30 protein-coding genes and 1 pseudogene are annotated in these 23,459 nt (G+C 72.4%); 13 read left to right on the forward strand and 18 right to left on the reverse strand.

What is annotated here, in order from left to right; genetic code table 11:
• Both AB0F10_RS31685 and hemQ read left to right on the forward strand, forming a co-directional pair.
• On the forward strand, positions 1-816 hold an 816-nt coding region (locus AB0F10_RS31685), incomplete at its 5' end, for an FAD-dependent oxidoreductase (protein ID WP_360633275.1).
• Complete coding sequence (gene hemQ, locus AB0F10_RS31690; RefSeq protein WP_360633278.1) at positions 813-1,520, forward strand: hydrogen peroxide-dependent heme synthase; 708 nt, start codon at positions 813-815, stop codon at positions 1,518-1,520. The genes AB0F10_RS31685 and hemQ, both read left to right, overlap by 4 nt.
• On the opposite strand, the gene AB0F10_RS31695 is transcribed toward hemQ, so the two are convergent.
• Positions 1,517-1,960 carry a GNAT family N-acetyltransferase gene (locus tag AB0F10_RS31695; protein WP_360633281.1) on the reverse strand — a complete coding sequence of 148 codons (444 nt, stop codon included), beginning with the start codon at positions 1,958-1,960 and terminating at the stop codon, positions 1,517-1,519. The two genes, hemQ and AB0F10_RS31695, sit on opposite strands and share 4 nt — an antisense overlap.
• Before the next feature lie 76 nt (positions 1,961-2,036).
• On the opposite strand from AB0F10_RS31695, the gene AB0F10_RS31700 reads away from it, so the two are divergent.
• The 5 genes from AB0F10_RS31700 to AB0F10_RS31720 all read left to right on the forward strand — a co-directional run bounded on the left by AB0F10_RS31700 (position 2,037) and on the right by AB0F10_RS31720 (position 4,285).
• Positions 2,037-2,312 carry an isoamylase early set domain-containing protein gene (locus AB0F10_RS31700; RefSeq protein ID WP_360633284.1) on the forward strand — a complete coding sequence of 92 codons (276 nt, stop codon included), beginning with the start codon at positions 2,037-2,039 and terminating at the stop codon, positions 2,310-2,312.
• 55 nt (positions 2,313-2,367) lie between these two features.
• Positions 2,368-2,580 (forward strand): DUF397 domain-containing protein, encoded by a 213-nt coding sequence (locus AB0F10_RS31705; RefSeq protein WP_360633287.1) that lies wholly within the window; start codon positions 2,368-2,370, stop codon positions 2,578-2,580.
• 73 nt (positions 2,581-2,653) lie between these two features.
• Entirely contained in the window at positions 2,654-2,911 is a 258-nt protein-coding gene (locus tag AB0F10_RS31710; protein WP_360633290.1) for a hypothetical protein, read from the forward strand.
• A 71-nt stretch (positions 2,912-2,982) separates the two neighbouring features.
• Complete coding sequence (locus AB0F10_RS31715) at positions 2,983-3,780, forward strand: thymidylate synthase (RefSeq protein ID WP_360633293.1); 798 nt, start codon at positions 2,983-2,985, stop codon at positions 3,778-3,780.
• 7 nt (positions 3,781-3,787) lie between these two features.
• Positions 3,788-4,285 (forward strand): dihydrofolate reductase, encoded by a 498-nt coding sequence (locus AB0F10_RS31720; RefSeq protein ID WP_360633296.1) that lies wholly within the window; start codon positions 3,788-3,790, stop codon positions 4,283-4,285.
• Here AB0F10_RS31720 and msrB read toward each other — a convergent pair.
• Entirely contained in the window at positions 4,266-4,670 is a 405-nt protein-coding gene (msrB, locus tag AB0F10_RS31725; protein WP_360633299.1) for a peptide-methionine (R)-S-oxide reductase MsrB, read from the reverse strand. The genes AB0F10_RS31720 and msrB overlap by 20 nt on opposite strands.
• Positions 4,671-4,745: 75 nt before the next feature.
• Between msrB and AB0F10_RS31730 the strand changes: the two genes are divergently transcribed.
• The 3 genes from AB0F10_RS31730 (at position 4,746) to ligD (ending at position 6,953) form a co-directional block, all read left to right on the forward strand.
• Complete coding sequence (locus tag AB0F10_RS31730; RefSeq protein WP_360633302.1) at positions 4,746-5,219, forward strand: hypothetical protein; 474 nt, start codon at positions 4,746-4,748, stop codon at positions 5,217-5,219.
• Between the two features lie 96 nt (positions 5,220-5,315).
• Positions 5,316-5,837 (forward strand): LPXTG cell wall anchor domain-containing protein, encoded by a 522-nt coding sequence (locus AB0F10_RS31735; protein WP_360633304.1) that lies wholly within the window; start codon positions 5,316-5,318, stop codon positions 5,835-5,837.
• 75 nt (positions 5,838-5,912) lie between these two features.
• Positions 5,913-6,953 (forward strand): non-homologous end-joining DNA ligase, encoded by a 1,041-nt coding sequence (gene ligD / locus AB0F10_RS31740; protein ID WP_360633307.1) that lies wholly within the window; start codon positions 5,913-5,915, stop codon positions 6,951-6,953.
• On the opposite strand, the gene AB0F10_RS31745 is transcribed toward ligD, so the two are convergent.
• Positions 6,950-7,429, reverse strand: a complete 480-nt coding sequence (locus AB0F10_RS31745; protein ID WP_360633310.1) for a GNAT family N-acetyltransferase — start codon at positions 7,427-7,429, stop codon at positions 6,950-6,952. The genes ligD and AB0F10_RS31745 overlap by 4 nt on opposite strands.
• A gap of 64 nt (positions 7,430-7,493) precedes the next feature.
• Here AB0F10_RS31745 and AB0F10_RS31750 point away from each other — a divergent pair, with 64 nt between their 5' ends.
• Complete coding sequence (locus tag AB0F10_RS31750; protein WP_360633313.1) at positions 7,494-7,949, forward strand: potassium channel family protein; 456 nt, start codon at positions 7,494-7,496, stop codon at positions 7,947-7,949.
• Here AB0F10_RS31750 and AB0F10_RS31755 read toward each other — a convergent pair.
• The 9 genes from AB0F10_RS31755 to dgt form a co-directional block, all read right to left on the reverse strand.
• Positions 7,900-9,471, reverse strand: a complete 1,572-nt coding sequence (locus AB0F10_RS31755; protein WP_360633316.1) for an alpha/beta hydrolase — start codon at positions 9,469-9,471, stop codon at positions 7,900-7,902. The genes AB0F10_RS31750 and AB0F10_RS31755 overlap by 50 nt on opposite strands.
• A gap of 66 nt (positions 9,472-9,537) precedes the next feature.
• Positions 9,538-10,605, reverse strand: coding sequence for an ATP-dependent DNA ligase (locus AB0F10_RS31760; protein WP_360633319.1), 1,068 nt, complete (start codon positions 10,603-10,605; stop codon positions 9,538-9,540).
• A gap of 50 nt (positions 10,606-10,655) precedes the next feature.
• Positions 10,656-11,342 carry a hypothetical protein gene (locus AB0F10_RS31765; protein WP_360633322.1) on the reverse strand — a complete coding sequence of 229 codons (687 nt, stop codon included), beginning with the start codon at positions 11,340-11,342 and terminating at the stop codon, positions 10,656-10,658.
• On the reverse strand, positions 11,339-12,154 hold the full coding sequence (locus AB0F10_RS31770) for an ATP-binding cassette domain-containing protein (protein ID WP_360633325.1): 816 nt from the start codon (positions 12,152-12,154) through the stop codon (positions 11,339-11,341). The genes AB0F10_RS31765 and AB0F10_RS31770 overlap by 4 nt, the downstream gene beginning before the upstream one ends.
• Entirely contained in the window at positions 12,151-12,474 is a 324-nt protein-coding gene (locus AB0F10_RS31775) for a PadR family transcriptional regulator (protein ID WP_360633328.1), read from the reverse strand. The genes AB0F10_RS31770 and AB0F10_RS31775 overlap by 4 nt, the downstream gene beginning before the upstream one ends.
• Before the next feature lie 49 nt (positions 12,475-12,523).
• Entirely contained in the window at positions 12,524-12,901 is a 378-nt protein-coding gene (locus AB0F10_RS31780; RefSeq protein ID WP_360633331.1) for a DUF3037 domain-containing protein, read from the reverse strand.
• Positions 12,898-13,653: a HipA family kinase gene (locus tag AB0F10_RS31785; protein ID WP_360633334.1), complete on the reverse strand. Its 756-nt coding sequence runs from the start codon at positions 13,651-13,653 to the stop codon at positions 12,898-12,900. Before AB0F10_RS31785 ends, AB0F10_RS31780 begins: the two co-directional genes overlap by 4 nt.
• Before the next feature lie 38 nt (positions 13,654-13,691).
• Positions 13,692-14,258, reverse strand: coding sequence for a hypothetical protein (locus tag AB0F10_RS31790; protein ID WP_360633337.1), 567 nt, complete (start codon positions 14,256-14,258; stop codon positions 13,692-13,694).
• A 59-nt stretch (positions 14,259-14,317) separates the two neighbouring features.
• A complete protein-coding gene (gene dgt / locus AB0F10_RS31795; protein WP_360633340.1) occupies positions 14,318-15,814 on the reverse strand; it encodes a dGTP triphosphohydrolase in 1,497 nt (498 codons plus the stop codon).
• A 200-nt stretch (positions 15,815-16,014) separates the two neighbouring features.
• On the opposite strand from dgt, the gene AB0F10_RS31800 reads away from it, so the two are divergent.
• On the forward strand, positions 16,015-17,151 hold the full coding sequence (locus tag AB0F10_RS31800; RefSeq protein ID WP_360633343.1) for an MBL fold metallo-hydrolase: 1,137 nt from the start codon (positions 16,015-16,017) through the stop codon (positions 17,149-17,151).
• 11 nt (positions 17,152-17,162) lie between these two features.
• Here AB0F10_RS31800 and AB0F10_RS31805 read toward each other — a convergent pair whose 3' ends face one another.
• From AB0F10_RS31805 to AB0F10_RS31815, 3 genes are all read right to left on the reverse strand, one after another.
• Positions 17,163-18,152, reverse strand: a complete 990-nt coding sequence (locus tag AB0F10_RS31805; protein WP_360633346.1) for a hypothetical protein — start codon at positions 18,150-18,152, stop codon at positions 17,163-17,165.
• Between the two features lie 87 nt (positions 18,153-18,239).
• Complete coding sequence (locus AB0F10_RS31810; RefSeq protein WP_360633349.1) at positions 18,240-19,154, reverse strand: diacylglycerol kinase family protein; 915 nt, start codon at positions 19,152-19,154, stop codon at positions 18,240-18,242.
• Positions 19,155-19,254: 100 nt separating this feature from the next.
• Positions 19,255-19,833 (reverse strand): GAF domain-containing protein, encoded by a 579-nt coding sequence (locus tag AB0F10_RS31815; protein WP_360633352.1) that lies wholly within the window; start codon positions 19,831-19,833, stop codon positions 19,255-19,257.
• A gap of 288 nt (positions 19,834-20,121) precedes the next feature.
• Here AB0F10_RS31815 and AB0F10_RS31820 point away from each other — a divergent pair, with 288 nt between their 5' ends.
• A complete protein-coding gene (locus AB0F10_RS31820; protein WP_360633355.1) occupies positions 20,122-21,216 on the forward strand; it encodes a calcium-binding protein in 1,095 nt (364 codons plus the stop codon).
• A gap of 71 nt (positions 21,217-21,287) precedes the next feature.
• Here AB0F10_RS31820 and AB0F10_RS31825 read toward each other — a convergent pair whose 3' ends face one another.
• The 3 genes and pseudogenes from AB0F10_RS31825 to AB0F10_RS31835 form a co-directional block, all read right to left on the reverse strand.
• Complete coding sequence (locus AB0F10_RS31825) at positions 21,288-22,568, reverse strand: hemolysin family protein (RefSeq protein WP_360633358.1); 1,281 nt, start codon at positions 22,566-22,568, stop codon at positions 21,288-21,290.
• 102 nt (positions 22,569-22,670) lie between these two features.
• Positions 22,671-23,408: a dethiobiotin synthase gene (gene bioD, locus AB0F10_RS31830; protein WP_360633361.1), complete on the reverse strand. Its 738-nt coding sequence runs from the start codon at positions 23,406-23,408 to the stop codon at positions 22,671-22,673.
• Positions 23,365-23,459, reverse strand: a pseudogene (locus AB0F10_RS31835) (GTP cyclohydrolase I); the annotation flags it as partial. The gene bioD and the pseudogene AB0F10_RS31835, both read right to left, overlap by 44 nt.

Raw genomic sequence — 23,459 nt, forward strand, 5'->3', positions numbered from 1 at the left:
GACCACCCCCGGGGCGGCGCCGCCCGTGCCCCCCCGGCCGCGGCGGGCCGGGGCCCCGCCCGCCCGTTCTTCGCCGCGGACGCCGGCGGCTTGTGCGCCGAGACCCCCGCCGGGGGGGCCGCCGCGCGCGCCCGGATCAGCCTCGGGCTGCCCGTCCGCGAGCTGGCCCGGACCGCGCGCGGCTGGCGGCTGCTGCTCGGCCCGGTGCCGGAGCCGCGGACCGAGGAGGCCGACGCCGTCGTGCTGGCCGTGCCCGCCCGCCCGGCCGCCCGGCTGCTCGCCGGCATCGATCTCTCCGCGGCGTCCGAGGTCGAGGCGCTCGACTACGCGAGCGTCGCCCTGGTCGCCCTCGCGCTGCCGCCCGGCACGCCGCTGCCCGACCTGTCCGGGTTCCTGGTTCCGCCGACCGAGGGCACCGTGGTCAAGGCGGCCACGTTCTTCACGCACAAGTGGTCGCACCTGCGCCGCGAGGGTGGTCCGGTGATCATCCGGGCGTCGCTGGGGCGGGCCGGCGAGCAGGCACGGCTGCAGCACGACGACGCGGCGCTCGCCGCGACCGCGCACGCCGAGCTCGGCGCGCTGATCGGCGACCCGCTGCCGGCCCCGCTCGCCTCCTGGGTGCAGCGGTGGGGCGGCGGGCTGCCGCAGTACGCGCCCGGCCACCTCGACCGGGTCGCCCTGGCCCGGTCCGCGCTCGCCGGGGTTCGCGGCCTGGCCCTGGCCGGCGCCGCGTACGACGGCGTCGGCATCGCGGCCTGCGTGGCCAGCGGCGAGAGCGCCGCGGATGACGTACTGACTCACCTGGAGGATCGATGACCGACCAGTCGCAGACCAACGCCGCGCGGGTCAAGGAACTGAACGCGACGATCCGCTACACGATGTGGTCGGTCTTCCGGGCCTCGTCGTCGCTGCCCGCGCTGCGCGAGGACCTGGCCCGCGAGGTCGACGCGCTGTTCGAGCAGCTCCTCGGCAAGGACGTCGTGGTGCGCGGCACGTACGACGTCTCCGGCCTGCGCGCCGACGCCGACCTGATGGTGTGGTGGCACTCGGAGTCGCCGGACGCGCTGCAGGAGGCGTACGGGCTGTTCCGGCGCACCGCGCTCGGCCGGCACCTCGAGCCGGTCTGGTCGCAGATGGCGCTGCACCGGCCCGCCGAGTTCAACAAGAGCCACCTGCCCGCCTTCCTGGCCGGCGAGGAGGCGCGCCCCTACATCTGCGTCTACCCGTTCGTGCGCTCCTACGAGTGGTACCTGCTGCCGGACGAGGAGCGGCGCGCGATGCTGGCCGAGCACGGCAAGATGGCGCGCGGCTACCCGGACGTGCGGGCCAACACGGTCGCGTCGTTCGCGCTCGGCGACTACGAGTGGATGCTGGCGTTCGAGGCCGACGAGCTGCACCGCATCGTCGACCTGATGCGCGACCTGCGTGCCTCGACGGCCCGCCGGCACGTCCGCGACGAGGTGCCGTTCTACACCGGCCGCCGTCGCTCGGTCACCGAGATCGTCGCCTCGCTTCCCTAGGGGCGACTCATGGGTACGTGGGGGATGTCGTCCTCCAGAAATCCCGGCCCCGAAGGGGTGAAGCCGAAGCGGGCGTAGTAGCCGGTCAGGTGCGCCTGTGCCGACAGCCGGCTGGGCCGGGCGCCGATCACCGTGAGGGCGTGCTCGATGAGCCGGCCCGCGTAGCCGCCCTTGCGGGCGTTCGGCGCCGTCACCACCCGGCCGATCCGCTCGGCGTCGCCGTCGTCGAGGATCCGCAGGTAGGCGAGGACCTCGTCGCCCCGGGCCAGCCACACGTGCCGGGTGGCGAGCTCGAGGTCGCGCCCGTCGAGCTCCGGGTACGGGCACTTCTGCTCCACGACGAAGACGTCGACGCGCAGCTTGAGGATCGCGTACAGGGTGGTGGCGTCGAGATCGCGGAACGACGCCACCCTGATCTCTTCGCGGGGCTCCGGATACATGAACCGGATTTTATGCGTCACTCGGCGCGCCCTCGTGCGGTTGGGACAGGAGGTGACGCGGAGTCTGGAGGGGAAAATGATCAAGCGAAGCAAGCTCTTCGGCAACAAGACCCGGGTGACGTTCTGCCTGCCGAAGGACGCGCCCTCCGGCTCGGTGAGCGTGGTCGGCACGTTCAACGACTGGGAGCCGGGGCTGCACGAGCTCAAGGTGCGCCGCGACGGCACCCGCACGGTCACGGTCCGGCTGGACCCGGGCCGCTACAGCTTCCGCTACCTGGCCAGCGACGGCATCTGGATGGACGACGAGAACGCCGACGCGGTCGGGCCGGACGGCAGCGAACTGGTGCTCTGAACCCGTACCGGTTACCTCCCTTCCGTCCGGTGTCGCCGCTTGGCACACTGTGCGCGTGGAAAAGTTCGAGGCCGACCTGACCAACGCCGTGTGGCGCCGCAGCGCCGCGTCCGAGCAGGCGGGTGCCGCCGCCGTGGAGGTCGCGCTGCTCGACGCCGGCGTGGCCGTGCGGGACGCGCGCCACCCCGACGGGGACGTGCTGTTCTTCACCCCGGCCGAATGGGACGCGTTCGTCGGCGGGGCCAAGGACGGCGAGTTCGACCTGTAGCGTGGGGAACGGGGCATGCCGGTCTTTCCGGATATCAACCTGAAAAAGGTTCATTTCTGGGTAGCCTGCCGGTATGACCACTCGCGATAGTTCTGACCTGCTGAAAAAGGTGGAGCGGTACGAGGCTGCTGTGAAGGAGCTCGAGGCCGCGCACGAGGACGTCAAGGACGTCCTGATCGAATCGATCCTGTTCGCTCGCTGGCAGCAGCTCGGCGAACAGCTCGGATTCTCCGCGGTCGACCCGGCGAAGAAGGCGGGCGAGGAGCCGAACCGCGACCTCCAGCAGCTCAATCAGCAGATCTCGGCGATGAGCGAATCCTGGGCGCACTAGTTCGTGTGACGACCCGCGACGCCCTGGGTCCCCGGCGGCCCCGGGCGCGCTGAGGCGCTAGCGTGGCGGTCATGGTCGACACCCAGTACGAAGATCTGCTGCGCCGGGTCCTCGAGACCGGCACCCCGAAGGCGGACCGCACCGGCACCGGCACGGTCAGCCTCTTCGGCGAGCGCCTGCGCTACGACCTGTCGCAGGGTTTCCCGCTGATCACCACCAAGCGGGTGCACTTCAAGTCCGTCGCGGTCGAGCTGCTCTGGTTCCTGCGTGGTGACAGCAACACCCGCTGGCTGCGCGAGCGGGGGGTGACCATCTGGGACGAGTGGGCCGACGAGAACGGCGATCTCGGCCCGGTCTACGGGCGGCAGTGGCGTTCCTGGCCCACGCCCGACGGCGGTCACGTCGACCAGATCACCGACCTGCTCGCCACGCTGCGCAGCGATCCGGACTCGCGCCGCATGATCGTCTCCGCCTGGAACGTCTCCCAGCTGCCGGAGATGGCGCTCGCGCCGTGCCACGCGATGTTCCAGTTCTACGTCGCCGACGGCCGGCTCTCCTGCCAGCTCTACCAGCGCAGCGCGGACATGTTCCTCGGCGTGCCGTTCAACGTCGCGAGCTACGCGCTGCTGACCCAGCTGATCGCGGCGCAGGTCGGCCTGGTTCCCGGCGACTTCATCTGGGTCGGCGGGGACTGCCACATCTACTCCAACCACGTCGATCAGGTGCGCGAGCAGCTCAGCCGTCCGGCGTACCCGTTCGCGGAGCTGGAGATCGCGCCGGCCGACTCGCTGTTCGACTACACCTACGAGCACTTCTCGCTCTCCGGCTACCAGCACCACCCGGCGCTGCGCGCGCCGGTGGCGGTGTGACGACGACATGACCGTGCATCTGATCTGGGCCGAGGCCCGCGACGGGGTGATCGGGGCGAACGGCGCCATACCCTGGCGTCTCCCCGGCGAGCAGCAGATCTTCAAGGACCGCACGATGGGCTCGACCGTGGTGATGGGGCGGGCCACCTGGGATTCGCTGCCGGAGCGGTTCCGGCCGCTGCCCGGGCGCCGCAACGTGGTGCTGACCCGGCAGCCGGGCTGGAGCGCCGCGGGCGCTGAGGTGTTCGGCTCGATCGACGACCTGCTGAAGGTCCACGAGGACTTCTGGGTGATGGGCGGCGGCGCGATCTACGCCGCGTTCCTGCCGATGGCCGACCACATCGTGCGTACCCGCATCGACCTGGCCGTGGAGGGCGACACGTTCGCGCCGCGGCTGGATTCGCGGTGGCGGGTCGTCGCCGGTGCCGAGGCGCAGGCGCCCGGCACCGGCGTGCATTACACGGTGGAGGACCTCAGCCCGGTGCCTACTTCGGGTCCAGCCTGATCGACAGGCTGTTGACGCAGTGCCGGGTGTTCTTCTCGGTCATCATCTCGCCCTTGAAGACGTGGCCCAGGTGGCCGTCGCACCGGGCGCACCGGATCTCCGTGCGGACCATGCCGTGGCTGCGGTCCTCGATCTCCCTGATCGCGCCGGGGATGGCGTCGTCGAACGACGGCCAGCCGCAGTGCGAGTCGAACTTCGTGTCGCTCGGGTACAGCTCGGCGCCGCACCCGCGGCACGCGTACGTGCCCTCGGTCTTGGTGTCGACGTACTCGCCGCGCCAGGCCGGCTCGGTGGCGCCCTCGCGCAGCACCCGGAACTCCTCGGGGCTCAGCCGGACCCGCCATTCTTCCTCGGTGGTGGGCGGGGTGGTCTTGTCGGTTGCCATGCCTCAAAGGTACGTCGATGCCTCGCGGCGCACCGCCAGTGCGCCGCCGGCGGTGACCCGAGCCGTTGAACAGGCATGGATGCAGCGCGTTTCCGCCCCACCTGGCAGCAGGCTCTCGGCCACGGCATGTACCTCGGCGTTCTCGCCGCGGCGCTGTCACTCCTGGCCACGCTGGGGGCGCTGGGCTGGACGCGCGCCACGCCACCGCACTGGGCCTGGCCGCTGATCGCGTTCGGTCCGCCGCTGGCCGGTGCGGTCGCCGGCGTCCTGCTGCGGTCCCGGCTCGGCACCGCGGTCGATGCGGGCGGCATCCACACGGTGACGCCGTTCGGCGCGGACGTCGAGCCGTGGAGCCGGGTCGTCGATCTGCGGGCCGAGCGGCGCGGGGGCCGCAACGTCGTCTCCGTGTACCTGGAGTCCGGGGCGAGCGTGCAGTTGCGCGCGCCGTACAGCGGCGATCTCTTCGCGGCCGACCCGCAGTTCGAGCTTAAGGTCTTCGCATTGTCGCACTTGTGGCGCAGTCACCGCTTCGGTGGCGTTCCGAGCTGAAACGACCCGCTAAGGGAAGATGCGACAAATTCGGGCATAAGCCGCTAAGCTCACATCGGACCTTGACGACCTATCGCAACAGAACGGATTCCCCTCATGAGCTTCACGCGCCGGTTGGCCGCTGGATTGCCCGCGGCCGGCGTTACCGTCATCGCTGCCCTGGCCCTGACCGGGTCCCCGGCCGCCGCGACGGGCGACGAGTCCGCCGCCCGCGCCAACCAGCCGGCAGTCATGACCACCCCGTGTGCGGATGTGCCGCAGGGTGAGCAGTGCGAGACCACCAGCGCCGTGGCCGTCGCTCCCGGCGCGCCCGGCGACATCGCGGCGGCACCCGACGCCGGCGCACCCGACGCCGACGCCGCTGACGCCGACGTCGCGCCGGCCCGCGGCAACGGCGGGTACGGCCCGGTGCCGTCCGCCAGCGTCCTCACCACGCCGCCGGCCGGAGAGCTCCCGGAGACCTCTCCGGCGGCCACGCCGAGCAAGCCGAGCGGCGTCAGCGCGGGCACGCTTCCGCTGACCGGTGCGCCGATGGGCCTCACCATGGCGATCGGCGGCATGCTGGTGGCCGGCGGCGCGGCCGCGGTGTACTACAGCCGGCGTCGCCGCAGCGCCTGACGTTCCAGCAACATCGAGGGCCGCCACCGGATCTTCCGGGGGCGGCCCTCCGCCTTGCTGCCTTAAGGTCGTCGCATGGCCCCATCTGCCAAGTCACCCGCCGTCGAGGTCGAGGTCGCCGGTCGTCCGGTACGGCTGAGCAGCCCCGACAAGATCGTCTTTCCCGGTCCGGGCTACACGAAGCGGGACGTGTTCGAGTACTACCTCGCGGTCGGCGACGGCATTCTGCGCGCCCTGAACCGCCGCCCGACGACCCTGCAGCGCTTCCCCGACGGCATCGAGGGGGAGGCGTTCTTCCAGAAGCGGATACCGACCCGCGGGGTGCCGCCCTGGATCGAGACCGCGACGGTCGCGTTCCCGAGCGGCCGGCAGGCCGACGAGTTGTGCCCGGCGGACCTCGCCCACGTGGCCTGGGCGGCGCAGATGGGCACCATCGTCTTCCACCCCTGGCCGGTACGCGGCGACGCGGTGGACCGCCCGGACGAGCTGCGCATCGACCTGGACCCGCAGCCGGGCACGAACTTCGGCGACGTGGTGGCCACGGCCGGGGTGGTCCGCGAGGTCCTCGGCGACCTCGGCTGGACCGGCTACCCGAAGACGTCCGGCGGTCGCGGGGTGCACGTCTACGCGCGGATCGTGCCCGGCCATTCGTTCGTCGACGTGCGGCGGGCCGCCATCGCCCTGGCCCGCGAGGTCGAGCGGCGCAGCCCCGACCGGATCACGACGGCCTGGTGGAAGGAGGAGCGCGGCGAGCGGGTCTTCATCGACTACAACCAGATGGCCCGGGACCGCACGATCGCCTGCGCGTACTCGCTGCGGGCCAACGCCCGGGCGACGGTCTCCACGCCGGTCACCTGGGACGAGCTGACCCGGGTCGAGCCGGACGACTTCGACCTGCGCACGGTGCCCGCGCGGTTCGCCGCGGTCGGTGACCCGCACGCCGGCATCGACGACGTCGCGCACGACATCGCGCCGCTGCTCGAGTGGTCCGACCGCGACGCCGCCGCCGGCCTCGGCGACCTGCCGTACCCGCCCGACCATCCGAAGATGCCGGGCGAGCCGCCGCGGGTCCAGCCCAGCCGCAAGAACGCCGCGAACTGGGAGAACGGCGGCTAGAGGCGCAGCTTGAAACCCTCGTGCGACGGTGCGAAGCCCAGTGACGCGTAGAAGCGGTGCGCGTCCGATCGCTGCTTGTCGGTGGTGAGCTGGGCCAGCCCGCAGCCGCGTGCGCGGGCCCGGTCCAGCGACCACAGCATCATGGCCCGGCCCACGCCGTGGCCGCGCAGGTCGGCGCGGACCCGGACCGCCTCGATGGTCATGCGTTCCGCGCCGCGCCGGCTCAGCGACGGGGTGAAGGTCAGCTGGCAGGTGCCGACCACCGTGCCGGCCTCGTCCGCCACGATCAGTTCGTTGCGGGGATCGGCGTCGATCGCCTCGAACGCCGCCCAGCAGGCCGCGTCGGCCTCCTCCGCGACCGGGGCCCGCCCGGCCGCCGAGGCGTCGCGGTCGCGAGCCACGTCGTCGTCGTTCAGCAGGTCGAGGATCGCGGGGACATCCGCTCTGGTCGCGGTTCGGAAGATCGCCTGGGCCACCCGGTCATCCTGACACGCCCGTCGGGATGAGCCGCGGGCCGCCGGGGCGGGGCACGATGACCGGATGCGTGCGCTGATGAAGCCGTTCCGGGCGATCTACCGCGGGCTGGTCTGGCTCGCCAACTCCCCGAAGACGCTGATCCTCTCCTACCTGCTGCTCATCGCCACGTGCAGCGTGCTGTACCACTACTTCGAGGAGGTGTCCTTCGGCGACGCCCTCTGGTGGGCCGTGGTGACCGCGTCGACGGTCGGCTACGGGGACATCTCGCCGGAGACGTGGCAGGGCCGGTTGATGGCGGCGCTGCTCATCTCGATCATGGTGCTGGTCGTCGTGCCGCTGATCACGGCGCACTTCGCCAGCAAGCTCATCGTCGATCACGACGTCTTCCAGCACGAGGAGCAGGAGGAGCTGAAGAGCAACCTGCGGCACGTGCGCCGGCTGCTCGAGGAGCTCGCCGCCCGCGAGGGCCTCACTCAGGCGGACAGCGCAGGCCCTCCTTCGGCACCGTCAGATCGATGAGATAGCCGTCGACCGCGTCCACGATGCACTTGGTGCTCGGGTACGCGGTGTGGCCCTCGCCCTCCCAGGTGAGCACATGGCCCGTGCCCAGCATGGAGGCCAGCTCGGCCGTGTTCTCGTACGGGGTGGCCGGGTCGCCGGTGGTGCCGACCACCACGATCGGCGGCGCGCCGGTCGCCGGCCCGGCCGGGTAGGGGTCCTTGGTGCCCGGCCAGAAGGTGCACGGCAGCATGCCGATCGCCAGCGGCGCGCCGAACATCGGGTACTTCTTGCGCCACTCGCCCTGCAACTGCCGGACCTTCTCCACCGACGGCGCGTCCTCGGTGTCCGCGCAGTTGACCGCGAGGTTCGCGTCGAACAGGTTGGAGTAGCTGCCGTCGGTCTTGCGGTCGGCGTATTGATCGGCGAGGTCGAAGATGCCCGACGGGTCGCCGGTCTGCAGCTTGTCGACGGCCTTGGCGAGCTGCTGCCAGCCCGACTCGGTGTAGAGCGACGAGATCACCGCGACGAAGATCCAGCCGGAGGTGGCGGCGCGGCCGTCGTCGCCCTTGACCGGTGACACGTCAGCCTTGGCCATCGCGTCGGTGACCGCTCCGCGGGCGTCCGGCGCGATCGGGCACTTGCCGGCGGTCTCCTTGCACCACTTGGTGAAGTTGGTGAACGCGCGCTCGAAGCCCTTGGCCTGCGACTCGGAGCCGGCCACGAAGTCCTGCTTCGGGTTGACCGCGCCGTCGAGCACCAGGGCGCGGATCTTGCCCGGGTAGAGCTGGGCGTAGGTCGCGCCGAGCAGCGTGCCGTAGGAGTAGCCGAGGTAGGTCGTCTTCGGGTCGCCGACGGCCGCGCGGATCGCGTCCATGTCGTGCGCGGCCTGCTCCGTGGAGAAGAGCGGCAGCTCCGCGCCGTACTTGTCGCCGCAGTCGCCCGCGATGCCCTTGTTGAGCGCGACGATCTCCTGGAACTCGGCCTCGGTCTTCGGGTCCGGCACGGCCGCGAACGTCGCGTCCTGGTCCTCGTTGCTGATGCACTTGACCGGGTTGGAGCGGCCGACGCCGCGCGGGTCGAAGCCGACCATGTCGAACCGGTCGGTGATCTCGGTGGGCAGGCCGCCCAGCGCCTGGCCGAAGGACAGGTAGACAGCCGTGTCGATGCCGGAGCCGCCGGGGCCGCCCGGGTTGATGAGCAGCGAGCCGATCCGGTCGTGCTGCGTGCGCGAGCGGATCCGGATCATCGCGACCTCGTAGGTCTGCCCGGTCTTCGGCGCCGCCCAGTCGCGCGGCACCGCCACCGACGCGCAGTCGTAGGTCATGCCGGAGGCGCCGCGGCCGATCAGGTCCTGCGGGATCTCCGGGCAGGGCGCCCACTGCGCCTGCGTGCCCGGCACCGCGGGCGGCGCCTTGGCGCCCGCGGTGGCGCCCGGCACGGCTTCGTCGGAATCGGGCGCGAACACCGGCAGCGTGCAACCGGCGGTCGCGACGACCGCGGCGAGCAGGGCGGCCAGGACCAGGCGGGGGGTACGCGGCACGGGGCGCGGCCTTTCTCGATCGGCTCTTGCTCGCACGAGGCTACGCGAGCGGTCGGACAACGAGGGTCAGCGGCTCGTGAGTACGTCCGCCAGGTTGAAGCGCACGGGCCGCTCGAGCTGCTCATATGTGCAGGATTGCGGCTCGCGGTCCGGCCGCCAGCGCTCGAACTGGGCGGTGTGCCGAAAGCGCAGGCCCTCCATGTAGTCGTAGCGCACCTCGACCACCCGCTCCGGGCGCAGCGGCACGAAGGACAGGTCCTTGCCGTTGTTCCAGCGGCTCACCTCGTTGCGGCGCGGGGTGCGCTCGCCCTGCTCGTGCGCCGCCCAGTTCCACGGGTGCCCCTCGAACGTGGTGACCAGGTGCTGCATCTCGGCGAACAGCTCCTCGCGCACCGCCATCGGGAACGAGCCGATCACGCCGACCGAGACCAGGATGCCGCGCTCGTCGTGCAGGCCGAGCAGCAGCGAGCCGATCCGGTTGTCGGCCGACTTGTGCACCCGGTAGCCCGCGACCACGCAGTCCGCCGTCCGCTTGTGCTTGATCTTGGTCATCACCCGCTTGTCCGGCTCGTAGCCGAGGTCCTTGCCCTTGGCGATGAGCCCGTCCAGGCCCGCGCCCTCGAACTCGGCGAACCACCGGCGCGCCGTCTCCAGGTCGTCGGTCGCCGGGGTGATGTAGACGGGCGGCTTCGCGGGAGCGAGGCACTGCTCCAGCCGGGCCCGCCGCTCGGCGAACGGCAGCAACGTCAGGTCCTCGTCGCCCAGCGCGAGCAGATCGAAGGCGACGAAGCCGGCCGGTGTCTGCTCGGACAGCAGCTTGACCCGGCTCGCCGCCGGGTGGATGCGCTGCTGCAGGGCCTCGAAGTCGAGGGTGTTGCGGGCCGTGTCGGCGACGATGATCTCCCCGTCGATCACCGACCGCGGCGGGAAGTTGGCCAGCACCGCCTCGACGACCTCGGGGAAGTAGCGGGTCATCGGCTTCTCGTTGCGGCTGCCGATCTCCACCTCGTCGCCGTCGCGGAAGATGATCGACCGGAAACCGTCCCACTTCGGCTCGTAGAGCTGCCCCGGCGGGATGTCGGCGACGGGCTTGGCCAGCATCGGCTTGACGGGCGGGTTGATCGGCAGGTCCATCGGCCCAGTGTGCCTGCTCGGGACCGATTGTCGCGCCCCTTGGCCGGGGCTCAGGCGATGGAGATGTGCGACCGGCGCCGCAGCCGCAGCGTCGTGGCCAGGGCCACCACGGCGAGGAACACGGCCAGGGCCGTCGCGGCGTGCACGAGGCCGCGGCTCACGTGCTCGGTGCCGGCGCCGCTCTCGACGGCGTAGGTGCCGATCTCGCGGGTGAACCAGAACGGCAGCACCTGGGCCACGGCCTTGTCCGGATCGAGCATCATCTGCATGGCGACGATGGTGAGCAGCACCAGCATGCCCTCGAGCTCGCGCGGCAGCAGCGCGGCCACGGCCAGCCCCAGCGGCGGCGCCACCGCGACGGTCAGCACCAGGATCAGCGCGATGGCGTCGTACCGCACGCTGTCGAGGTCGAGGCGGATCAGCAGGTAGTAGGGGAGCGCGAGGGCGAGCCCGACGGTCCACAGCGCGACGAGCCGGCCCAGGTAGAGCTGGTGCGTGGCGTAGCCGGCGATCCGCAGCCGGGGCTCGATGGCGCGCGCCGCGCTGCCCGCGAACAGCGCCGCGGTGCTCAGCGTCCAGCCGATGCCCAGCGACACGAAGCGCACCGACTGCCAGTAGGCCTCGCCGCGCCGGCTGTAGTAGAACGCCAGCGGCAGCAGCGCCAGCAGGATCAGCACGCCGCGGCGCCGGGAGATCTCGCGCAGCGCCATCTCGGCCACGACCAGGGTCTTCCTCATCGCGCACCGCCCGGGGTCAGATCCAGCACGGTGTCGACCCGGTCCAGCTCGTTGAGCAGGTGGGTGACCACGACGATCGCCTTGCCGGCGTCGCGCCAGCGCAACACCTGCTGCCAGAAGTCCAGGTAGGTGCCGTTGTCGAAGCCCTGGTAGGGCTCGTCGAGCAGCAGCACGTCCGGGTCGCCGAGCCGGCCGAGGATCAGGTTCAGCTTCTGCCGGGTGCCGCCGGACAGGTGCCGGGTCTCCCCGGCCCGGGGTGCCCCGGCCCAGTCGAGGGCCGCGGCCATCGAGCGGCCGCGCGCCTTGGCCTCCGTACGGCCGACGCCCCGTCCGGCGCCGACCAGCACGAAGTGCTCGTCGGGCGTGAGGAAGTCGGACGTGCCGCCGCTCTGCGGGCAGTAGCCGACGGTGCCGCCGAGCCGGACGTGACCGGCGTCGGGCGAGAGCAGCCCGGCGCAGATCCGCAGCATGGTGCTCTTGCCGCTGCCGTTGGCGCCGATCATCGCCAGTACCTCGCCGGCGTGCACGCTCAGGTCGACGTCGTCGAGGACGGTTCTGCGGCCGTACCGTTTGGTGATCCCGGTGGCGCGCAGGAGCGGCTCGCCGGACCGGGGCGGGCGCGGCTCGCGGGTCGCGCCCCGCAGGCTGTCCACGACGGCCACGGCGTAGGCGGCCGGCGGCCCGAAGACCTCGAGCGGGGCCTGGCCGCTGTTGCGCAGGTGCGCGGCGGCCTCGCCGACCGGCCCGGCCGGATCGATCCGGCGGCGGCGCAGCTCGGCCGACAGGGCGGCGAGCCAGTCATCGACGGTCACGGGACCTCCATGATTGCGTTGACGTTGCCCACGAAGACGGCCCAGTCCGCGCCGGCGCTGCGCAGGGTGGCGGCGCCGGAGTCGCTGAGCCGGTAGTACTTGCGGGCCGGCCCGCCCGCGCCGGCCCGCCAGTCGGTGACGAGCAGGCCGAGGCGCTCCAGCCGGAGCAGGGCGGGGTAGAGCGTGCCGCCGGCGATGACGCCGAGGCCGCCGGCCTCGAGCCGCTGGGCGATCTCGTAGCCGTAGGACTCGCCGCGGGCGAGCGCGCCGAGCACGCAGAGGTCGAGCACCCCGCGCAGCCACTGCGTTCGCCGATCCACGCGGCAGAAGGTAGCACCGCTACCTAGATGGCACCACTATCTAGTGGCCTCAGCGCACCAGCAACTCCACCAGCCGGTCCAGCTCGGCGGACGGGTCCGCGGCGAGGCCCATGTGCACCGGGCCGGCCTGCAGGATCGTGCTGCGCGGCGCCACCAGCCAGCGGAACCGCTCGCCGGGCTTCATGGTCCGGGCCGCGCCGCCGTCCGCGCCGCCGGCGCAGGTGGTCTCCCAGGACTTCAGCGCCGCCCGGATGCCGTCGAGGTCGGCGTGCGGATCGAGGGCGAGCAGCCGGTCCTCGTGCAGGTGCGTGCGGGCGGCCAGGAAGTCGGCGCGCTGGCAGTAGAGGAGCACGCCGACGTTGATCAGCTCGCCGCGCTCGACCCGGGGAACGGCGCGGACGATCGCGTACTCGTACGGGATCCTCATGCGGCGGCTCCCGGCAGCCAGGCCGGCCAGGCCGCGGCCCGGGTCCGCAGGTGGCCCAGGTAGGCGGCGCGGGCCTGCTCCGCGCTCGGGAAGTCGAACTCGGCCAGCCACTCGTCCGGCACCAGCGCGATGACCTCCTCGAGCAGCCCCGGGGTGAGCTCGGCGGCGAGGGCCGGGCCCGCGGTCGCCAGGTTGGTCGCGTACGGCCTCAGCACGTGGTCGTCCCACTTGTACGCCCGCTGCGCGACGTTGCCGGCCCGCGGCCAGTTGTGGTGGAAGTAGAGCGTGGCGCCGTGGTCGATGAGCCAGAGATCGCCGTGCCAGATCAGCAGGTTGGGGTTGCGCCAGCTGCGGTCGACGTTCTCCACGAACGCGTCGAAGGCCAGCGTGCGCGAGGCGAGGTCGGCCTCGACCGGGTGCGCCACCGGGTCGTAGCCGAGCGCGCCGGGCAGGTAGTCCATGCCGAGGTTGGCGCCGGCGCTCGCCCTGATGAGCTCCTGCACCTCCTCGTCGGGCTCCGCGCGCGCGACGATCGGGTCCAGGTGGGTGACGGCGAGCTCCGGCACCGGCAGGTCGAGCCGCCGGGCGAGCTCACCGGAGATCACCTCGGCGACGAGGGCCTTGGGCCCCTGACCGGCGCCGCGGAACTTCACCACGTAGGTGCCGTGGTTGTCGGCCTCGACGATCCCGGGCAGCGACCCGCCCTCGCGCAGTGGGGTGACATATCGGGTGGCATTGACCTCGGGCAGCACCCGATCACCCTAGTGCGTCGCGGGTGCGGGCGGTTTGCTCAGACGGTGTCGGGGCCGCGGCGGCGCAGGTCCTCGACCTTGGTCATGGCGTCGCGCAGGTCGGTGAGCCAGTCCTCGGTGTGCTCGCCGACCAGGCGCACGCACCAGGCCAGCGCCTCGGACCGGCTGCGGGCGACCCCGGCGTCGACGAGCGTGTCGAGCACCAGCCGCTCCGGCTGGCGCAGCCGCGTCATGACCGGCGCGGAGAGGTGGGTGAACAGCTCCTCGGTGTCGCCGCAGCGCGCGCCCCAGCTGACCTTGCGCTGGTAGCGGTGCTCGACCTGCAGGGCGACCTTGATCCGATCGTCCCGGGTGTCCTCCCGGAACTGGTGGATCCGCCCGGCCCGGGCGGCGGCGGTGTCGGCGTCGGTGGCGTTGTCGCCGAGCTCGGGCTCGGGCACCCGGCCCCAGATGATGATCTCGTCGCGATCGACGACGACCTGCGGCGGCTCGGTGAACCACCCGTCGGGTGCGGCACCGGTGATCCAGGCTGCGGCGTCGTCGGCGGGCGGCGGCTCGGTACGGGCCCCGGAGGGCGGACGGAAGCGCATGACAACCTCCAGCATCGGTGTTGATTACATGATTACACCGTTGCTGGCGAAGTGCCATGAAGTTGATTCAGCTCTCAGAGGACGAAGGAGTCCGTCCAGAGCTGGCGGGACCGGCCGGACAGGGCCTCCATCAGGGCCACCGCCTGGCTGTCCGTCAGGGCGGCCACGAAGTCGATCACCGCACGGCCGCGGGCCCGGGTCAGCCGGTCCGCGGTCCCCGCCGGCAGCTCCGCCTCGGCGAGCTCGACCAGGTCGCGGATCCGGCGGGGGAGGCGTTCCGTCTCGTCCGGGTCCGCCAGCCAGGCCAGCAGCGCCTCGACCAGCGAGCCCAGCAGCCGGGCCTGGCCGCGCTGGTGCAGCGCCAGATCCGGGCGGGCCAGCACGAAGGTGTTCTGCACGAACTTGAGCACCTGCACCTCGTGCCACTGCGCCGGGGCCAGCAGCACGTGTCCGGAGCGCACCGCCGGCGCCTCGGTGACCTCGATCGACTCGACCAGCCGCCGGGTCCAGGTCGCGGAGAAGGCCGCCACCTGTGCCTCCGCCTCCAGCGAGCCGTCGAACGGCGCGCCGAGCAGGCCGTCGACCAGCTCCGCGCGGACCTGCTCCACCGCCGCCGCGAACGCGTCGTCGTCGCTGACCCAGCCGTCCTTGCGGTGCAACTGGCGGCGCAACGCCTCGATGGCGCCGCCGGCCCGGCGCTGCGACGACGCGAGCTCCTCGTCCGGCACGTCGCGGAACGCCGAGCGCTGCCACGCCATCAGCTCCGCCGCCACCGCGCCCTGCTGCAGCACCCCGACCCGGTGCACGTCCTCGAGGTCGTGGATCGCGTACGCGATGTCGTCGGCCGTGTCCATCACCGACGCCTCGGCCGTCTGCTGCCAGTCCGCGACCCGCCCGGCGAACGGCAGCCGGGCCTGCACCATGTCCTCGATCTCGGTCGAGTACGCGCCGAACTTCAGCGAGCCGCTGTCCGGGTCGTCCGGCGGCGCCGCCGCGCCGCGCGGCGGCGGGTCCAGGTGCCGGGGGTGCGGCGTCGGATCGGTGCGCCGGGTCCACGGGTACTTCAGGATGGCCGCCCGGGTCGCGGCCGTCAGGTTCAGACCGAGCGTGGCCTGGCCGCGGATCTCCGTGCTCGTCACGATCCGGTACGACTGCGCGTTGCCCTCGAAGCCGTCGGGCAGGCCCAGCCGCTGCCGGGCCAGCCGGTCCAGCACCCGCTCGCCGAGGTGGCCGAAGGGCGGGTGGCCCAGGTCGTGCGCCAGGGCCGCCGCCTCGACCACGTCCGGGTCGCAGCCGCCCAGCTTCTCCAGCACGTCGCCGTACCGCTCGTCGCGCAGCAGGCGCTCGGCGATCGCCCGGCCCACCTGGGCGACCTTGAGGCTGTGGGTGAGGCGGTTGTGCACCAGCAGGCCGCCGCCGCCGGGGCTGATCACCTGGGTGACGCCGCCCAGCCGCGCGAAGAACGGCGAGCTGACGATCCGGTCGCGGTCCACGCGGAAGGGGCTGGATGCGAGGTCGCCGGGGGCGACGAGCCGGTCGCCGAACAGGCGCTGGGCGCGTGGATCATCCATGTGCCCGACGCTAATGCATCCAGCCCGGCGGTCCCGGGCCGCACCCGGGCGCGACGGATTCCCTGAAATCCCTCCCACGGGTGTCGACAGTCCTGGTGGACGCGCCTATTGAGGAGATCCACAGCACCACGGTGGCGGTTTGCGCCCGTAGGCGGTCAGACTTGGCAGTCGGGACAGACACTGACACGGAGGAATCGCGCATGGCGAAACAGGCAGACGGCCGTCGGTGGCGTACCGGGGCATGGGCCGCCCTGGCTCTGGGTGCCGCCGCGGTGTGGGCCGCGCGAGACATCCCGCTCCAGCTCGGCGCCCGCAAGATCGGCGCCCGGGCCGACGGTGAGCGCGGCGCGCGGTACCTCCGCTCGCCGCAGTTCGCCGGCGGCCGGTTCCGCAACACCGAACCCGCGACCATGATGCCCGCGGCCGCCATGCCGCGGATCCTGGCGTCGGCCCTGACCGACCGCGACCGCAGGTATCCGTCCGGGCCGGTGCCGCTGGTCCGCCCGGAGCCCGCCGAGGCGGACCCCAACGGCCTCCACGTCACCTGGTACGGGCACTCCTCGGCGCTGATCGAGATCGAGGGCCGCCGGGTCCTGCTCGATCCGGTGTGGAGCGAGCGCTGCTCGCCGTCGCGGCTGACCGGGCCCAAGCGCCTGCACGAGCCGCCGATCGCCCTGCGTGAGCTGCCGTCGATCGACGCCGTGCTGATCTCCCACGACCACTACGACCACCTGGACATGGAGTCGATCCGCAACCTGGTGGACCTGCAGGCGGCGCCGTTCCTGGTGCCGCTGGGCGTCGGCGCGCACCTGGAGCGCTGGGGCGTGCCGGTGACCCGCATCATCGAGCTGGACTGGAACGAGCGGGCCACGGTGGCCGGCATCGAGTTCGTCGCGACCGCGGCGCGGCACTTCTCCGGCCGCGGCTTCTCCCGCGACGAGACGCTGTGGGCGTCCTGGGTGATCGCCGGGCCGAACCGCAAGGCGTTCTACTCGGGCGACACCGGCTACTTCCCGGGCTTCGCCGACATCGGCGAGGAGCACGGCCCGTTCGACGTGACGCTGGTGCAGATCGGCGCGTACGGCGACGCCTGGCCGGACATCCACATGCTGCCGGAGGACGGCGTTGCCACCCACGTGGACGTGCGCGGCGGCCTGATGATCCCGGTGCACTGGGCGACCTTCAACCTGGCCCTGCACGACTGGCCGGAGCCCGCCGACCGGGCCTGGCGCGAGGCGAAGGCGCGCGACGTGCGCCTGGCGATCCCGCGGCCGGGCGAGCGGGTGGACGTCGACAACCCGCCCGCCGTCGACGGCTGGTGGCAGCAGATCGCCTGACTGTTATCCGCTCAGTCGGTGTAGCAGGTGCCGGCGGCGGCGCTGACCCGCCAGTCGCCGTCGGCAAGCGGAATCGTGAGTTCGATGTCGTCGGCGCTCGCCTCGAGGCGAGGGCGGCCGGCGATGACGAGGCCCTCCGGCGGGACGTCGAGGCGCGCGGAGAGCCGCGGCACGTGCAGGACGATCACCCCGATCGCCTCCCGGTCCGGTTCGGTCCGGCGCAGATCGAGGTGGACCAGCACCGGGTCGGTGCCGTCGACCGCGCGGATCCGTGCGGTGGTGAAGTCGAGGCCGTCGAGGAGCCGCCCGGCGGTCCCGACCGTGATCCGTTCGGGCGCGGGCGGGGCCGCGCCGGCCGCCCGCGGCACGGTCAGGCCGTCGATGCCCGCGGCCGCGTGCCGGAGGAAGGCGCGCGCCCAGCCGTCGCTCTGCTCGACGAGCGCCCGGAGCCGGCGGTCCGCCGAACGCTCGCGGCGCGCCCTCCCGCCGAGGCTCCCGGCGAGGCGGATCGTCGCCGTGCCCAGCCCCGCGCAGATCGTGCCCGCCGCGGCCAGTTCCCACCGGCGCAGCCGGCCGAGGTCGTGCATCCCGCCCAGCCTCTTCAGGATGTGCGTCTGCAGCACGGCCAGCGTGCCGACCGGCCCCGGGCCCGGCTCCGCGGGCGCCTGCGCGCCGGGCGCCGTCGCGTCCGGGTCGAGCAGCGGCCCGGGCTCGATGCCGAGCTCGACCAGGTGCGCTCGCAGCCAGTCCCAGTGCTCCGGCCGCGCGCGTGCGCCCAGATCGCGCCACACCGCCCGGGCGGCCCGGCCGCGGGCCCGGACCGGTGCCGCCGCCGCCGCGACCGCGGGCAGCAGGTGGGTGTCCCACAGCTCGAACTGCCCGAGCAGGAAGGGCCGGTCCATCCGGTGCGGATGCGCCCCCGCCGCGGCGATCTCGGCGTAGGTGCGGTCCAGCAGGAGCCCGAGCGCGGCGACCGCGCCGGGCCGTCCCTTCCAGATCATGCGGGCACTCTGTCAGGTCCGCCCGCCGCGGGCCAGACTCCAACCGGGACATGCCGGTCTACGGCCACGAGCCCCACCCGCACCCTTCTATCGATCGTCCGATTCGCGGTCCGGCACGCACACCTCGACGGCGCCCGGCGCCACATTGATCCGAATTCTCCGTACCGCCTCGCGGGCGCCGCCGTCCAGCTCGTACCGCAGCGGCTCGGCCAGCTTCACGTCGACGCGGCGGGCCCGGGTCATGCGCACGAACGGCGAATCGTCCGAACGCCCCACCGCCATCCGGCCCATCGTGCGCGCCCACTGCGTCGCGCCGCGGGCGGTGGCCACGCCGACGTCCAGCCAGCCGTCGTCCGGCCGCGCGTCGTCGAACGCCGTGATGCCGCCGGTCACGGTGCCGACATTGCCGACCAGCACGCAGCTCGCCTGGTCCGAGAACCAGGGCGTGCCGTCCACCTTGATCTTCGCCTTGGGGGCCGGGCCGTTCAGGTGGCGCAGGCCCGTCCAGACGTACGCGAGCTTGCCCATCCGATCCTTCAGCTCGCCGTCCGCGTCGTGGATCATCGCGCCGTCGAAGCCGATGCCGGCCATCACCGCGAAATGCTCGCCGTTGAGCACTCCGAGGTCGAGCCGGCGCCGGCTGCCGTGGAAGGCGATCCGCACCGCCTCCGGCAGGTCGTGCGGTATGCCGAGGTTGGTGGCCAGCAGGTTGGCGGTGCCGGCCGGGATGATGGCGACCGGCACCTTGGCGCCGCCCGGCGTGTCGGCGATCGTGTCCATGGTTCGCTGCACCATGCCGTCGCCGCCCCACACGATCAGCAGGTCGACGCCGGCCTCGATCGCCCGGCGCACCCGCTTGGGGGCCTTGCGGCTCTTCGGCACCTCGTACCAGTCGAGATCGTCGACACCCTCGTCGGTGATGAGACGGCGCAGCTCGTCGAGCCCGCCGCCAAGGGTCTTGCGCCGGTGCGCGACCACGGCGACTTTCCGGGGAGTCCGCATGCATCCGGGGTTACCCGCCGGCGCCGATTCCTACGCGCGAGCCGCGACACGGTGCGGGGAGGGACGGCCCATCACCGGCCGCCCCTCCCGGTGTGATGTCTCAGTGCACCGTCTCGCGCATGCGCTGCTCGGCGGCGGCGCTGCGGATCACCATCAGCCGCAGCTCCAGCTCGTCCGAGACCATCGACGCCAGGTGCTCCAGGGCCTTGAGGTGCCGCTGCGACGCCTCGCGCGGCCGATTGTCGATCACGTTGACCGTGCCGAGCCGGTAACCGTCGTGGGTGCGGATCGGCGCGGCCGCGTAGAAGCGCAGGCCGAGCTCGCCGCGGACCAGCGGGTGCTCGAGCGTGCGGGGATCGACCGCCGCGTTGTTGATCACATAGACGTCGTCCTGCGCGATGACCGACGCGCACAGGCCCGGCTCCTTGCCGACCTCGCGGACGCCGGTGAGCCCGTGACAGGCGGCGAGCCACACCCGGTCCTGCTCGACCAGGGAGACCGTCGCGATCGGCGTGTCGAAGATGGCGCCGGCGACGAACGCGATCCGGTCGTACGCGTCCTCGACGGGCTGATCGACCAGCCGGTAACGGCGCACCGCCTCGAGACGGCGCTGCTCCTCGGGTCCGACGTTGTCCAGGTATTCGAAGGCATCGCCCGACACCGGGCTGCTGTTCGTCACGGGGAAACCACCTCACGCAATGATCGCTCGCGGTCACTGTGAGCTTAGTGAAAGCGCCCCCGTCATCCGCAATGGCTACGTAAGCCAAATTCGCGGCGATCGACGCCACGAGCGTGAATGTCGCACAAACTGTCGGTGTACAGCGCCACCGGCCGCGGCCCTCCGGTCGCTGAAGCCGCGCGATCTTCCCAGCGTTGGAACGCGTTTGTATTCTGCGGGCAGTTTCAACCTCAACGGGGGAGGATCCACATGTCATCGGCTCCATGGCGGCTCAGTGCCGCAATAAGCTTGACCACTGCCGCCGCTGTCTCCGCGGCGCTGTCCATGGCCGCGCTGCCGGCCCAGGCCGCCGGCAAGGCCGGTCTGCTGTCCGTCGTCGGCGGCACCGTCGTCGAATACAAGACGGCCACGGGCAAGCAGAGCAGGATCACGCTGACCCGTACCGGCAACACGGTCACGGTCGACGACACGGTCACCATCAAGGTCGGGGCCGGCTGCAAGCCGGTCAAGGGCGACAAGACCAAGGCGCGCTGCACTCCGGCCACGGCGCCGACCCTGCTGCGCGTCTACGCCTACGACCGCACCGACACGATCGTCAACAACACCGACCTGCCGATGACCGCCGACGGCGGCACCGGCAACGACAAGCTCACCGGCGGCTCGATCCGCGACCGGCTCTACGGCGGCTCCGGCAACGACGTCCTCAAGAGCGGCGGCGGCAACGACGCCCTCTACGGCGAGTCGGGCAACGACAAGCTCTACGGCGGCGCCGGCAACGACGAGCTCAGCGACGGCCCCGGCACGGACGCGGCCTGGGGCGGAACGGGCAACGACAGCTTCACCAACGGCACCGGCAACGACAGGTTCTACGGCGAGTCCGGCAACGACTCCTACAACTCGCGGCAGCTCACGGGCAAGGACGCCGACCGCTACCTGGGCGGCCCGGGCGTCGACACGGCCGCATACACCGAGTACAAGAGCGCGGTGAGCGTCGACCTCGACGGCCGCAAGGGTGACGACGGCCGCACGGGCGAGGGCGACACCATCGGCGCCGACGTGGAGAACCTGATCGGCGGCCACGGCAACGACCGGCTCTCCGGCAACGCCGCGGCGAACTACATCGACGGCCGCGAGGGCGTCGACAAGCTGTACGGCAACGGCGGCAACGACACGCTGATCGGCCACTGGGGCGTCGACAGGCTGTACGGCGGCTCCGGCGACGACTGGCTCGACGCCAACTACATCCCCGGCGTCTGGGAGCAGTACGACGAGGTGACCGACTGGCTCGACGGCGGCACGAACACCGCGGCCGGCGACACCTGCGTACGGCAGGACTTCACCTCCACCACCGGCTGCGAGAACCTGGCCGGCGTCGAGGGCTGACGGCTCACGGCCCGGGTCGCGGCGCGAAGGAAACGACGTGCCGCGACCCACCTCGGGCCGGCGGCGGCCGGCTAGTCCTCGTCGGGGCCGGGCAGGGCGCGCAGCCGGACGCGGGTGATCGCGCGCCCGGTGATCTCCACGACCTCGGCCGTGAACTGTGGCAGCGTCACCACCTCGCCCGGCGTGGTCGGGATGTGCCCCAGCGCGGCGAGCACCATCCCGGCGACGGTCGTGTAGTCGCCCTCGTCGGGGCCGGCGTCGTCGAAGCCGATGTCCGGCAGGTCGTGGATGGGGAACGAGCCCGGCATCAGCAGCGCGCCGTCGGCCTCCTTCACCACCGCCAGCACGTCGCTGTCCGTCTCGTCGTAGATCTCCCCGACGATCTCCTCGACCAGGTCCTCCATCGTGACGATGCCGTCGATCGCGCCGCGCTCGTCGACCACGAGGGCGAACTGCTGGCGATCGAGCCGCATCTGCCGCAGCGCGTCGGAGACCCGCAGCGTCTCGGGCAGGAACAGCGCCGGCCGGGCCACCGCGTCGACCGGGCCCTGCGCGCCGATGAGGTCGCGCAGGTGCACCACCCCGTAGATGTCGTCCAGCCCGGCCGGCCCGACGATCGGCGCCCGGGAGTGCGCGCCGCCGATCAACTGGGTCAGCGCCTCGGGCGCGGCCAGCCCGGCGGGCAGCGTCAGCACGTCGCGGCGCGGCACCAGGATCTCCCGCAGGATCCGGTCGGCGATCTCGAACGCGCCGCTGATGATGGTCCGCTGCTCGATCGAGAAGTCCTGCTGTGCCGCCACCATGTCGCGGATCTCCTCGGTGCTGACCTCGTCGCGCTGCGCCGCCGGGTCGCCGCCGGCCAGCCGGACGAGCAGGTTCGTCGAGACGCTGAGCAGCCACACCACCGGCCGCGAGATCGTCGAGAGGATGTCCAGCGGGCGGGCGACCACCAGCGCCCAGCCCTCGGTGCGCTGCATCGCGATCCGCTTCGGCGCCAGCTCGCCGATCACCAGCGTGACGAAGGTCAGCACGATCGTGACGATCACGATGGCGGTCGGCTCCGCGGCCGAGCCGAGGAAGCTCAGCGGCTCGATCAGCGGCTGCGACAACGACACCGCGGCGGCCGCCGAGGCCAGGAAGCCCGCCAGCGTGATGCCGATCTGGATGGTCGCCAGGAACCTGTTCGGGTCGCGGGCCAGCCGGGCGAGCACCCGGCCGCGGCGCGACATCCGCTCGAGCCGCTGCACCTGACTGTCGCGCAGCGACACCAGGGCCATCTCGCTGCCGGAGAAGGCCGCGTTCACGAGCACGAGCACCAGCACCAGCGCGACCTGCCCGCCTATGCCATCCACGACAGTCCCAGCCCCTCGGCGAACGGATCACGAGCCACACACGCTAGCGACGTTCCGTTACCGCCGCGCGGCGGCAGGCGGGGTGAGGGCACAAAACCCTCGTCAGCTGACCTCTTCGGCCCAGACCCGCCAGTCGTCGAGGACACCGTAGAGGGCCGGGGTCAGCCAGCCGGGCGCGGAACGCCGGAAGACGCCCGGCTCCATGCCGCCGGCGCCGTCCGGAAGGGCGCCGACCAGGTGGGGGAGCAGCTCGGTCAGGTTGGCCCAGTGGACCAGCGCCGGCTCGGCCGGCCAGGCGCCGAGGACGACCTTCGCGGGCACCCCCCGGCGCTCCAGCGCCTCCAGCGTCAGCGCCGTGTGGTTGAGGGTGCCCAGGCCGGCCCGGGCCACCACGATGGTCTGCACGCCGAGCGTGGTGGCCAGGTCGGCCAGGGTCCACGCCTCGCCCGAGGGCCGCACCCCCATCGGGACCAGCAGCCCGCCGGCGCCCTCGACCAGGACGAGGTCGTGCTTGCCGGCCTCGGCGCGGATGGCGTCGACCACCTCGTAGAGCTCGAGGGCGGCCAGGCCGGCGACCTTGGCGGCGGCCAGCGGGGCCAGCGGCTCCGGGTAGGACGCCAGCGTGCGTGCGGTGTGCGGGTTGGCCAGGCGGGTCACCTGGTCGATGTCGGTGGGGCCGCCCTCGGCCGTGCCGGTCTGCCCCGGCTTGACCACGGCGACGTGCAGCCCGGCGGCCTGCGCCGCCGCCGCGATCGCCGCCGTGACGATGGTCTTGCCGACGTCGGTGTCCGTGCCGGTAGGCCCGGGCCACCCGGGAGGGGGTGCGCACCAGCCCGTCACGGTCCGGGTCCTCACCGAGGGCGATGAGGATCTCCCGGACCGCTTTCTCGA

This window comes from Actinoplanes sp. NPDC026623, from assembly GCF_040638275.1.
Taxonomy (GTDB): Bacteria; Actinomycetota; Actinomycetes; order Mycobacteriales; family Micromonosporaceae; genus Actinoplanes.